General features: G+C 25.6%; 11 protein-coding genes and 1 pseudogene. 11 read left to right on the forward strand and 1 reads right to left on the reverse strand.

The genetic code is table 4. The features are described 5' to 3' along the window. Window positions 1–4 precede the first annotated feature (4 nt). From E7Y35_RS05925 to E7Y35_RS05935, 3 genes are read left to right on the forward strand one after another with little or no spacing between them, the layout of a single operon-like run. On the forward strand, window positions 5–1096 hold the full coding sequence (locus tag E7Y35_RS05925; protein ID WP_283272067.1) for an ABC transporter ATP-binding protein: 1092 nt from the start codon (window positions 5–7) through the stop codon (window positions 1094–1096). After that, window positions 1096–3399 (forward strand): glycoside hydrolase family 31 protein, encoded by a 2304-nt coding sequence (locus E7Y35_RS05930; protein WP_283272068.1) that lies wholly within the window; start codon window positions 1096–1098, stop codon window positions 3397–3399. The genes E7Y35_RS05925 and E7Y35_RS05930 overlap by 1 nt, the downstream gene beginning before the upstream one ends. Further along, on the forward strand, window positions 3389–4915 hold the full coding sequence (locus E7Y35_RS05935; protein ID WP_283272069.1) for an alpha-glucosidase: 1527 nt from the start codon (window positions 3389–3391) through the stop codon (window positions 4913–4915). The genes E7Y35_RS05930 and E7Y35_RS05935 overlap by 11 nt, the downstream gene beginning before the upstream one ends. Before the next feature lie 209 nt (window positions 4916–5124). Here E7Y35_RS05935 and E7Y35_RS05940 read toward each other — a convergent pair whose 3' ends face one another. After that, entirely contained in the window at window positions 5125–5580 is a 456-nt protein-coding gene (locus E7Y35_RS05940) for a ribonuclease III domain-containing protein (protein WP_283272070.1), read from the reverse strand. 1143 nt (window positions 5581–6723) lie between these two features. Here E7Y35_RS05940 and E7Y35_RS05945 point away from each other — a divergent pair. The 8 genes and pseudogenes from E7Y35_RS05945 (at window position 6724) to E7Y35_RS05980 (ending at window position 13019) form a co-directional block, all read left to right on the forward strand. Continuing rightward, window positions 6724–7614 carry a hypothetical protein gene (locus tag E7Y35_RS05945; RefSeq protein WP_283272071.1) on the forward strand — a complete coding sequence of 297 codons (891 nt, stop codon included), beginning with the start codon at window positions 6724–6726 and terminating at the stop codon, window positions 7612–7614. A gap of 8 nt (window positions 7615–7622) precedes the next feature. Next, on the forward strand, window positions 7623–8282 hold the full coding sequence (locus E7Y35_RS05950; protein ID WP_283272072.1) for a hypothetical protein: 660 nt from the start codon (window positions 7623–7625) through the stop codon (window positions 8280–8282). Window positions 8283–8508: 226 nt separating this feature from the next. Then, the gene (locus E7Y35_RS05955) at window positions 8509–9600 is read left to right on the forward strand and encodes an Mbov_0396 family ICE element transmembrane protein (RefSeq protein WP_502957525.1); all 1092 of its coding nucleotides are present in this window, start codon (window positions 8509–8511) and stop codon (window positions 9598–9600) included. Window positions 9601–9648: 48 nt separating this feature from the next. Beyond that, window positions 9649–9888 (forward strand): hypothetical protein, encoded by a 240-nt coding sequence (locus E7Y35_RS05960; RefSeq protein ID WP_283272074.1) that lies wholly within the window; start codon window positions 9649–9651, stop codon window positions 9886–9888. Between the two features lie 107 nt (window positions 9889–9995). Next, window positions 9996–10817 carry a hypothetical protein gene (locus E7Y35_RS05965; protein WP_283272075.1) on the forward strand — a complete coding sequence of 274 codons (822 nt, stop codon included), beginning with the start codon at window positions 9996–9998 and terminating at the stop codon, window positions 10815–10817. Next, on the forward strand, window positions 10795–11259 hold the full coding sequence (locus tag E7Y35_RS05970; RefSeq protein ID WP_283272076.1) for a hypothetical protein: 465 nt from the start codon (window positions 10795–10797) through the stop codon (window positions 11257–11259). The genes E7Y35_RS05965 and E7Y35_RS05970 overlap by 23 nt, the downstream gene beginning before the upstream one ends. A 397-nt stretch (window positions 11260–11656) precedes the next feature. Further along, window positions 11657–12396 (forward strand): annotated as a pseudogene (locus tag E7Y35_RS05975) (DNA-processing protein DprA). Window positions 12397–12698: 302 nt separating this feature from the next. Further along, entirely contained in the window at window positions 12699–13019 is a 321-nt protein-coding gene (locus tag E7Y35_RS05980; protein ID WP_283272077.1) for a hypothetical protein, read from the forward strand. The last annotated feature ends 185 nt before the right edge of the window (window positions 13020–13204 follow it).

Here is a 13204-nt window from a genome sequence, read left to right on the forward strand (position 1 = left end):
AGATATGAAAGTTGAATTAAGAAATATCGGAAAAAAATATGAAGGGAACCCGTATTACACATTAGAAAACATTAATTTAACAGTTAATAATAATGAATTTTGCATTATTCTTGGTCCATCCGGATGTGGCAAAACAACCTTATTACGGATTATTGCCGGATTAAGTTCTGTGACAAAAGGCGACTTATTATTTGATACAAAACGGGTAAATAATTTTTTACCAAAGGACCGTAATATTGCGATGGTTTTTCAAAGTTATGCCTTATATCCGCATATGAATGTTTTTAAAAATTTAGCTTTTGGTTTAAAAATGCAAAAAGAGAAAAAAGATGTTATTTTACGTCGTGTTCAAAATGTCGCCACAATTTTAAACATTGAAGGTTTACTATATAAAAAACCAAAAGAATTATCGGGAGGACAACGTCAGCGGGTTGCTTTAGGGCGAGCGATTGTTCGGAAACCCAAATTATTTTTAATGGATGAACCATTAAGCAATTTAGATGCCAAATTACGTGAACATATGCGTACAGAATTAGTACGAATTCACCGGGCAATTGATACGACAACAATTTATGTCACCCATGATCAATTAGAGGCCATGACAATGGCGACTAAAATTGTTTTGATGAATAATCAAAAAATTCAACAAGTTGGTGCGCCACGGGAATTATATGAGAAACCAATTAATTTGTTTACCGCCCGTTTTATTGGTACGCCAACAATGAATGTTTATCGTGGCAAATATGTTGGTGATTCTTTTATCTCTAATTGTCAAAATATTAAAATTAAATTAGATCCTACTGATCTTGAGAAATTAAATGCTTATCAAACTAATGAAATTTATGTTGGAATTCGAAGTGAAGACATTAAAGTTGTTGATAAACACGAAAGTGATTGTGTCGGTGAAATTGTTAATATTGAGTTATTAGGGAAAGAACAAGAATTGAAAGTATTAATTTCACAAACTAATTTGGAAACAAATAATGCTGTTATCACAGTCCCCGTTAGTTACACCAATGATATTGGGGCAAAAATTTATTTAAAATATACAAATATCCATATTTTTGATACAAAAACAGAAGGGAGAATTAATTAATGGATAGTTCCTCAAGTATTCAAGTAAAACCAACAGAGTATAAAAAACCAGAGCAAATTAAATCTTTTGGCAAAATTAAGAAACTTATTAAGGGAAAAGATTATCTTACTTTTCAATATGAAAATGGCAATTTACTAGTAGCGTTTTATCAAAACATCATTCGCTTGAATTTTTATCATGCTGATAAAATGACTCTTGATTCTGATATTATTTTATTACCAAGACAACAAAATTATCAAGTAGACAACCAACAAGATAATTACATGGTTGGTTATAAAGACTATTTGGTCAAGGTATCAACTGCAATAGTGCAAATTTTTTACCAAGAACAAGAAATCTTTACTGCTCCAATTCCAAACTTTGTTGATGATCGTCTAACAATTAAAGTTAAAACTAAACCAGATGTTCGTTATTTTGGTTTTGGTGAAAAACCAGGACAAGTTCTTAATAAAAAAGGAACTAAAACAAGTAATTGAGCTACAGATATTTATGCTCCCCATTGTGAAATTAATCAAGAAATGTATACGGCAATTAATTTTAGTATTTTAAATTATCATTTTAATAGTAATAAAGGAATTTTTGTTGATAATCCTAGTCGGGTCTTTTATGATATGACGAATGATAATGAATTTAAGATTGCAGTTGACCAAAATAGTTTGGATTTATATTTTATTGGGGGGTTAACAATCAAAGATATTATTACAAATTATACCAATTTAACAGGAAAACCATTTTTACCACCAAAATGAGCCTTAGGACATCATCAATCACGTCATACTTATCAAAATGAAAATGAATTCTTAAAGATTATTGAAAATTATCACAAATTTAATTTACCATTATCAGCAATTTATTTAGATATTCTTTATATGGATCGGTACCGTGTTTTTACTTTTGACCAAGAAAGATTTCCAAATATTAAAAAAATTATTGCACAATTAATAGATAAAAAGATTAATACTGTCCCAATTGTTGATCCAGGGATTGCCATTGCTGAAGATAATCAGGTTTATAATGATGGTTGTAAAAAAGATATGTTTGTTTATCGTGATAAAACCCGAACAGAATATGAAACTGGTGAAGTTTGGCCCGGTAATTGTGTTTTCCCAGATTTGTTTAACCCAAAAGTACAAAAATGGTGAGGAGAATTACATAAGTTTTATACTGATTTAGGAATTACTGGGATTTGAAATGATATGAATGAACCAGCAGTTTTTAATGCTGCAAAAACAATTAGTGGTGATGCAGTTCATCAAACAACAACCGGTTTACAATTACACAAAGAAGTTCATAATAAATATGGTTTTTATACATCAGTAGCAACTTATCATGGGTTAAAAACCTTATTGGCAAAAGCTAATTTACGCCCTTTTTTAATCACAAGAAGTGCATATGCTGGTAGTCAAAAATATGCTACTGTGTGAACAGGGGATAATTTTAGTTATTGATGGCAGTTAAAACAAACAATTCCAATGTGTTTAAACCTTAGTTTAAGTGGTTTTAACATGATTGGAACTGATATTGGAGGTTTTGCTGGTGACAGTAATGGGGCATTGTTAACACGATGATATCAAGCTAATATTTTCTTTCCGTTTTTACGGAATCATGCTGCTTTTGAGGCAGTTAATCAAGAACCATGAGCGTTTGGAGATAAATATTTGCAAATTATTAAAAAATATTTATATTTAAGATATCAATTTTTACCAACAATTTATTCTCTAGCATTTGAAGCACATCAAACGGGAATTGGAAGTATTCGCCCATTATTTTTAGAATATGGTGATGATGTAGAAACTTATAAAATTAGTGATGAATATTTACTAGGGGATAATATTTTAGTTGCCCCCATTTTAGAACAAGAACAAACACAACGGTTAGTTTATTTACCACAAGGTAATTGATATGATTATTGAACAAAAACAGTTTATCAAGGACAACAATGAATTATTGTTCAAGCTGATTTAACACAATTACCAATTTTTGTTAAAAGCAATTCCATTATAATGAAAACTAATGAACAGCAAAAAGATGTTGATTATCAAAATGTTAACATTTATGTTTATTTAGACTCTAATATTAATAAAGATATTACAGCACAATATTATAATGATGATGGTAAAACTTATGCTTATTTAGATGATAAAGCAACTAAGTTAACAATTAAATATCATGATGATAAAGTATTTTTAATTGCAAAGAATCAATTATTAGCTACAAATGAACAATTTCGTGCCTATACAATTAAAAATGAAGGAACAAGTGAAATTCCAGTAGAATGAGTGTTTGAAAAAAATGAAAAATAAGCAATGATGACAACAAGCAGTAATTTATCAAATTTATCCAAAATCATTTTATGATAGCAATAATGATGGGATTGGTGATTTACAAGGAATCATTCAAAAATTGGATTATTTGCAAAACTTAGGGATTGATGTTATTTGGTTGTGTCCAATTTATCAATCACCAATGCAAGATAACGGTTATGATGTTGCTAACTATTATGAAATTAATGAAATGTTTGGAACAATGGCTGATTTTGATTTATTAATAGTTGAAAGTAAGAAACGAAAAATTAAGATAATGATGGATATTGTTTTAAACCATACTTCTGATCAGCACCAATGATTTTTGGAAAGTAAAAAAAATAAAACAAATTGCTATCATGATTATTATATTTGACGTGATCAGCGCAATGATCTTAAAAGTATTTTTGGGGGGTCTGCTTGAACATTTAACGAAGATTTACAACAATATTATTTTCATATGTTTGCTGATCAACAGCCAGATTTAAATTGGGACAACGAAAAAGTGCGTTTGGAAATAGCTAAAATTATTAATTTTTGAGTTACAAAAGGAGTGGTTGGCTTTAGATTTGATGTCATTGATTTAATTGGTAAAAATATTGATAAAAAAATTCTAGCTAATGGTCCTAATTTACATCAGTACATTAAAGAATTACGAGCAAATTCATGAAAAACAGATGAAATTGTAACAGTTGGTGAATGTTGAGGGGCTAGTTTAGAGACTGGTATTCAGTACTCAAAACCGCAAGCAAAAGAACTTTCAATGATTTTCCAATTTGAACATATTGCTTTTAATTATGATAAAGAATTAAATAAATGAAAAAAAGATCCCTTTGATTTAGTAACATTTAAAAAAATTATTACAAAATGACAACAAGGTTTACAAAATCAAGGTTGAAATTCATTGTTCTTTGAAAACCATGATTTGCCAAGATCAGTTTCAGTCTTTGGGGATCCGCATTATTTTTGATCAGCATCAGCTAAATTATTAGCTGGAGTTAACTTAAGTTTACAAGGCACTCCATATATTTATCAAGGACAAGAAATTGGGATGACAAATGTTAAAAATTGAGCTTTATCTGATTATCAAGATCTTGAAATTCATAATGCTTATAAAGAATTAGTTGAAGAAAAAAAATTACTAACTGCTAGTGAATTTATGAAAAGTGTTGAAGAAGTCGGACGAGATAACGCACGAACAGGTTTTCAGTGATCAAATGAATTGAATGCTGGTTTTACTACTGCTAAACCATGAATTAAAGGCAATGATAATTATTTAGAAATTAACGTAGAAAATCAAATCAATACTCCAAATAGTATTCTTAGTTTTTATCAAAAAATGATTAAATTACGAAAGGATACTCAATATAGTACTTTATTTTCTGATGGTGATTTTGAAATAATTGATTTATATCATCCTCAGTTGATGATTTATACTAGAAAACAAATAATCAAAAATTATTATTCATTAGTAATTGATCTTCAGATGAGCAGAATTATTATTCAGATCTTTTAACAGATGTTCAAAAATTATTTTAACAAATTATGAAAATTATAATGTTAATAATTTGCTTAACAAGAAATGCAAATTAAAACCTTGACAATTTATTATTTGTGAACTTAAAATTTAGTAATTTTATGATATCAAAAATAAGATTATGGGTAATTTATTAAATTAACGGTTGTATTTAATAGTCATTAAAAACAGTAAATTAATACTGTTTTTTAATTCGTATATTTTTTTATTAAATTATTAATAAATTCAACTGTTTTGCTCATTCCTAATTCTATATACATTGCTCCTACAATTGACTCAATAATATCACTAGCTGGTTTTCCCATATATTGTTTTTGGTTATATTCTCCTTTATTCATTCTAAGTAAATTATCAAATTCATATTCTTTACTAATTTTTTGCTGAAATTTATTATTTGTTAATTTTTTATATTCAAGTTCAATGTCTTTAATTTCTTTTTTTGAAGTTTTATTATATAAATTAAGAGCAATGCAAAAATTTCAAATTCTATCTCCAAGAAACTCTAATTTTTGATAACTTTCTAAAGAATTGTTTTCATTAACACAGCCTTTGGTAGTGCATGCATTTGATCATAAAGATTCATTACTTATATAAATGCCTAATTTTTCCATAAATTCTTTTACTTTATTAAATGTTCAATTCATAATATTATCTCCTTATAAAAATCATAAGATTATTTAATAAAATTTTATACTATTCTTTATACTTTTTTAAAGTATATTAATTGTTAGTGTAACAAAACTTGGTTTTTTGAATTATTAGAAATACATTATTTTGTCTCTTCTAACTTACTTTAAAAATTTAGGTAGTCCCAAATGTGTATGATTTTCAGTAAAACAAGGGTAAAGTAATGGACTTATTTTACTATAAATATTTATTTTTAAATAAAATTATGTTATTCTAAAAATATCATTTAAGCAATATTATCCTTAAATGGCGTTCTTAGCAAAAACTATGAAAAGAATGGTTTTTAAATTTATATAATTTTAAGAATAAAAAATAAGAAAGAAGATTAAAAATGAATTCAATAAAAAATGATTGATTGTATGATTAATAATTTTTATAGTTTTTTATTTTATTTTATTAATTCCTATTATTTTAAAAATGAATCTTTTTATAATATTTTTAAAATAATTACTTTTGTAAAAAGTTCAGAATTAACTTATTTAACGGTGGTAACTTTTTGAACAATATACAATATTTTTATAGTTGTTCTGCTTTTTCTGATGTATAAAGGTTATTTATGAACAGTAAATATTATTTTAGTAGTATTGTTAATTTCGTTATTATTCATATTATTTATGTCATTATTTAAAATTCAAGTTTCAAATGAAACAAATGTCATTATTTTGCTTAATTTTATTTTGTTATTTTATTTTCCAATACTAAATACTAATAGGTATTTCAAGTTATTTTAAAGTACTAAATAAAAAAATAATCTTAAAAAAGAAGTAGCATTCTATGATAATTTAAATTTTTAAACTTTTATCTAAAGTTTAAAAGAGCTAATGGACTATTAAGACATAGCGAAACATAACACATTCTGTAGAAACTCTAATTGTTGCTTTTAATAATTCTTTATGTTATTTTTAAATGGATAATATTATATCCTTTGATAGTAAAATATCAAATCATATAAAACTATGGTAATAGCTTATTTGAAATAATTAGTTGTTATAACTTAGCAATTATTAATAATATCAAACTTTATAAATTAGAAAAAATTATTTCTATCAAAAATATTAAAATCATAATTAATAAAAATATTAATGGAGGAATTAGTTTTTATGAAAAATTTTTTAGCGTTGTTAACGGCAGCAGGAATAACAGCGGCTGGTGTGGGGCCAGTTGTTAGTTGTCAAACAGGTAATAATGATAGTAATAATGTTAAAGTACCAATTACAACCGAGAATTTGACTGCTTTTTTTGCGGCTAACCAGACATTTGAGTATAGGGGTGAATTTTTCTTTAAGGATAAATTACTTCAGACTCCAGAAGATACTAAACGAATGGAATCTGGTTGAGTATCAAATCTTTATAGTTCTTTAATTAATGATATATTTAGTCAAAAATTTAATGCGTATTTTACTTATTTGCCAAACGAGTATGTTTTCAAGTTATGAAATGTAAAAACAGGTTATGAATATACTTTAAATCAAACTTATGAATTTAACTTTACCATAGCAATAAAAAGTAATAAAAATAATATAGATTTTAAGGCAGAAAATTTAGTTTTAAAGTTTACCGAAACTAAACAATTTGCTGAACAACAGTGACTTGATGAATATATTGATTACTATATTAGGTTAGGAAATGCAATGTGAATACCAAAATTTCCGGATTTTCGCCCTCATTTATTAGATAGTCCGCTTGCTGTTTGAAATGATCAATTTCCGCAGAAAAAGTATGAGGAAAATAATAATCCAGAGATTTTAAAGGCAATTTCTGAATATTATGTTCAAGCTTTTTCTGATGAGACAGATACGAATGCAAAATGATTTTATCGTGAGAAGAGAATTAGTGTTGTGGCTAATAATTATGAGTATTTAGGGGAAATTCCGGCAGGTCTTCCTAAGGGTGTGCGTGCGAAAACAAATTTGACTTTTTCATATTTGAATAATAACCAAATAACAGCAACAAGAGATGTAGAACTATGAATGAAGTACTGATATAATTAGAATATAAAATGATAAATAAATTTTTTAAATCAAAAAAAGTTATTTCTATTTTTAGTTCAATCTCAATTTTAGGTGTTGGAACTGTTATTGCAACTGTTTCAACAATAGTTGCTAGTAGAAAAACAGCAGATAATGTTTATTATAAATTTGATAGCAATGTTTTTCGTTCAAATGCTGCTTTAATGCAATATGTTAATAATAATATGAAAGTAGAATCATATTCAACACAAAATAATTACTATTTATATAACAATAAGAGTTATGGTATGAATGATTTTGCTAAATTGGAAGCTGATATGATAGCTAAAACACCAATTAAGGAATATCATACTTATCGTAACCCATATAATTATTTAATTGATAGTGGTAATCAACTATCTAACCAAGTTTTAACATCAAATGTTGATCAGTTAACTTCTGTCTATAAAGGAAAGGATGGTAATGCTTATTTATCAAAAAATGAGGCAATTCAGACTTATACTGATTTTCAGAAGGTTTATCAATTAGGAAATAGTAACAATAATGATACTAGTATTGAATTTCAAAATAAATATGAGGCAATTCAATATTTAGAAAATATTGTCACAAAAAACTTAGAAAATAATATTCAAACTGATCGTTATGAAATGGCAGGGTCTTTCTTTACAAAAGATCAAATTTTATCATAATTAAAATCAACTACTGATATTCAATATAACTATAATGGTTATCGCTGATCAAAATTAAGTCATCCTGATTTATCACAAATGTTATTAACAGAAAGTGATAAAAATAATTATATTAAATCTTATCAACCATCAAATCAAACTTATTGGTTAAATCTATTTATATCATATTGGTGATCCAAATGGATTAATTGGTCCAACACCAGGTAATTTTGGTCCACCAGCAAATATTCTCGATTACAATATGTTTATTGAAATATTTGGAGTATTATTTATGTTCTTTGCCATTGCAATGGTAGGGTTACAATTAGTACAAAAAGTAATCGAATTATTCTTTTTATTAATAATTTCCCCAGTTGTCTGTGTTGTAATGGTTATTGATGATGGCCAACGTGCATATAAATGAAAAGACATGGTAATAGCTAAGTTTTTAGCAACAACCGCTACTTTAATTGGATTTTATGTCTTTATATCAGCTTTACAAGCAATCGTATCATCAGGTATGGGTGGTCTTGAAGGTGGATGAGCAGCACATAGTTTATTCTTATTATTATTTATGGCCGGTGGTGGACTTGCAATGTTATCATTTTCAACTATTATTGCCTCATTAATTGGTGAAGCAGTCGGAATTGCTGAAGGAATGTCATCGATTAAATCAACTATGGCAGCAGGAATGTTTGCAGCAGGTGCTGGTAAATTAACTGCTCGTGCATTAGGAATTGGTAAAAATAAAAAAGCTCAAAAACTACAAAATAGTCCTGGTATGGGTGGGGATATTCCATATGGTCAACAAGTGATGGAACAAAATAGAAGTATGGGACAACCAATGCCAAAAAGAAGTAGTAGTTTATATCAACGTCCTGGATTAGTTCAAACATTTGCTCGTGCAGCTGCAATTACAGCAGGAGTATCAACAAGTATTAATACTTTACACCAAGCAAGAAAAGCTGGTGGAGCAAAAGGCTTCTTTAAACAAGTTGGTAAAGGAATGACAAGTCCTTTTGTAAAAATGGGACAGGCATTAAATCCAGCTATGGTTACAGAATTACGACAATCTAAACGTGAAACTAATAAAAAACTTATGAAATTAGCAGATGCAAAAGTTTCAAAAATACAATCAAAAATGAAAAATATAAATTTTGATGATAAACATTATGGAAAATATTCATATAAACTAGATAAGGCATTAAAAGTACAAAATAAAATTATAAATAATAAACGTATAGAAAAAGCAAAAACTAAATGAAAAGAAAATAATAGAAAAGCTACAGTACAGTCAGTTATGGAAAAAATAAATGAAAAAAAAGATAAGAATATATAATTTCTTATCTTTTTATTATATAATTATTATATGAAAGTTGGTGTTTTTATGGGACTAGGTAAATTACTAGGATTTGGTATCAACGAAAAAGGTTATAGAAAACAATTAGAAAAAGAAAATAAATATTTTCAAACTCATTTAGAATTGATTGAATTATTTGGTTATGAAGATACAGTATTAGAATGAAAAAAGGAAGATGAAGTAAAATATGCTTGATCATGTTATCCAGAAATTGTTGATAAAGAAACAAATAAAAATTATTATGAATATTTTAATGTTGAAAAATAGATTAATAATAATTATTTTGCCATTTTTTATAGAGAAATAGTTTATTATTTAATTAAATATAATGTGTATCAATATTTACAGAAATAGAAGGAACTGATTTTATAAATATGGTTTTAATTTTAGATGATTCAGAATTTGCAAAGAATCAATCACGTATATTTAATAGTTTAGAAATTAATAAAATTAATGATCTTAATAATATTAAAAAATGTTTTTCTAAAATTTGTTTATTGTCAGAATTGCAGGATACAAATATTTTAGATTATTATGAATATACAAGTACAGAGTATGATTGTACTAATTCAATAATTTTAACAAAGATGAATAATATTAGTTATATAAACTTCACATCATTAATAATTAGTATATCTAATTTAGAAAATATATGAGCAAATTATAACTGTCCTTATATTGACGGAGTTACTAAATCAATAGAAAATTTTTTTGAAGGAGCAATTTTTACATTATTAGGTGAAAAGTTTACATATTGAAAAAATGGAATCTATAGTTTTGAAAAACCTCCTAAGGATTTGTTGTTATCAGCAGTCATTAAAGATTTTATTGTTATGGATAAATATCCAGATATAGAAATTGAGCATTATTCATTAGGGCGATATTTTGTAGATAAAACTAATGAAAAAAATACATTTACAAATTCTATTTATTATTATAATAGAGCTATTATAATAAATAAATTTAATAATAATAACCAAAATCAAAATGATGCATTTAATGATTCCCAAAATGCAAAAAACTCATTTTTTTTAACAATTTTTAATCGTTTTATAGAGTGATATAAATTAGTAGTAGATAAAGAATTTGATATAAATAATTATATTTATGGATATCCACCTGTTTTTCAATATGAACTTAATAGATTTAAATACTTGTCAGAAAATAATATATTTGAATTATGCAAAAACCATTAAAAAGAATAAAGAACTTACTACAAAAGAAGATAGAACGAACAATTTAGAAGGTTGTTATAAAATTAGAGAACAAATTAGTCAAGAATCTTTATTGTCTAGTAAAATTATAATTATTGATGATGTAAAAACTACAGGTGCTACACTTGAAACTTTAATATCTATACTTTTAAATGCAGGGATACCTAGTCAAAATATTATTGCAGTTTCATTTTCTAAAGATTATAGTTATGATAAAAATTTTCCAAAATTTACATGTGATAATCCAAATTGTGATGGAAAGCTTACTGTCGTCTTATCATATAAAACAAATAATTATGGACAAATTAAATTAAACTGTATGCCTCCAGGTATTAGAAAATGTGATACTTATTATAAAGATTATAAAATCTCAACTTATGACTTTATTATGAAACATCTTGTTAATAATAAAAAACTTTTCTAAATTAAGGTAAAATTATTTAAAGGAGTATAGGATTATGCAAAGTCAAAGAACAACAAAAATAATTAATTATTTTTATTTAATTAAATTATTTAATGGGAATAGGGATTATGCTGCAAAATTTTATATTGCACTTGATAACTTTTTAAAACTATTTTCTTCTACTAGTATAGAATATTCACAATTGTCTATATTTGATGATACATTAACAAATAGATTTAGTATAAATGAATTAAATTTATTAGATATTTGATCAAATGATTTCATTTCAATTGTTCAATATTTAATAAAAAATAAAATAAAAATTAAGTGAAATCAGAACGAGTACACAAATGTAATAGATATAATTAAAAATAATATTAAGAGCAAATATAATAATATAGAAGTTATAAATAATATTATGGAATTTATTTCAGATGTTAAAGATGAAATAGATATTAATAAAATTCTATATCAAAGTGGTAATATTGTTCATTATGATGATAAGTTATACCCAGAATATTTTAAAAATAATATTGATTCACCTCCAATTTGTTTTTTTTATGAAGGTAATATTGATCTTTTGAATCAAATAAATAAAATTAGTATCGTAGGGACAAGAATTCCATCAGAACAAGGTATTAAATATACAGAAAAATAACTGAGGAATTAATTAATTTAAAATTTATTATAGTTTCGGGGTTAGCTAAAGGAATTGATTATTTGACGCATGAAATATGTAAAAATTATGAATATAAAAATATAATTGCTGTTATTGGAACTCCGTTATCAAAATTTTATCCAAAAGAAAATAAAAATTTGCAAATATGGATTAAATCAAATGGTTTATTATTATCTGAATATGCAATATTTGAAAATACACTGAAATATAATTTTTTAAGAAGAAATAATTTTATGAGTATAGTATCTATAGCATCGCTAGTAGTTGAAGCATCGGATACGAGTGGAACAATTTCACAAGCAAGAAGTAGTTTAAAAAATGGAAGACATTTATTAACAACAAAGTTATCATTTGAAAATAAAGAAAATAGTTGGCCATCTAAATTTAGAGATAAATATAGTGATTTAGTTCATGTATTTAATGATAGAAATGATTTTTTAATTACAATTAATTATGTTTTTAAAAAAAGTATTACATAATTTCATTATCTTAAAGATGCTAAATTTGTAAAAAAGTCTGTTATAATTTAATTGTAAAAATTAAATAGGCCATCGTGTACTTCGAGTACCGGCAAATAAATATATACTTTTAAGTATATGTTTGTGCTGGTGTTCGGAGTTTTTTATTTTTACATAAATATTAAGAAGTGGTTTACAAATATTATTAATATGTTATTATATTAATGAGGATTGCTCATATGAGCCAGGCACTTAGAAATAAGTAGCGCACGATTAAAATCACTTCTTAGTAAAGTGATTTTTTAATTGTGAGGAAATAAAGTATGAATAAAGATTATCGTATATATAATATTGTATGATTTTGAAAAATACATCGAGATGTATTAGCAAAAGAGTTAAATAATAAAAATATTAAAATTATTCAAATTAATAAAACAAGTACTGATGGAGTTGGACAATGCCATGTTACATATGCTAAAAAACGACCAGGTGTAGTAGTTGGAAAAATTGGAAATCTATATAAAGTTATTCCATTTGAAACTGTTAAGAAAAGTAGTGGAAAAGAAGTAAAATATCATCCTAATATTCATGTTAAATATAATAATAAAGGTAGAGAAGTATTTTTAGATATTGATGAGATGTAGAATTTAACTAAAGATGAAATAATTGGCAATGATATCACACGTAATAAATTCAATGTTATCAAAGATGAAAAAGTTAAACAGGAGATAATAAATAAAATTTATGATGTACATGTTAATACACTATCATCTGTTCCAGATATTTTCATCGAAATGAAAATGCAAATTGAAGAGTTGAAAAATAAATT

Source organism: Spiroplasma sp. SV19 (assembly GCF_030060925.1).
In the GTDB taxonomy this organism is placed as follows: domain Bacteria; phylum Bacillota_I; class Bacilli_A; order Mycoplasmatales; family Mycoplasmataceae; genus Spiroplasma.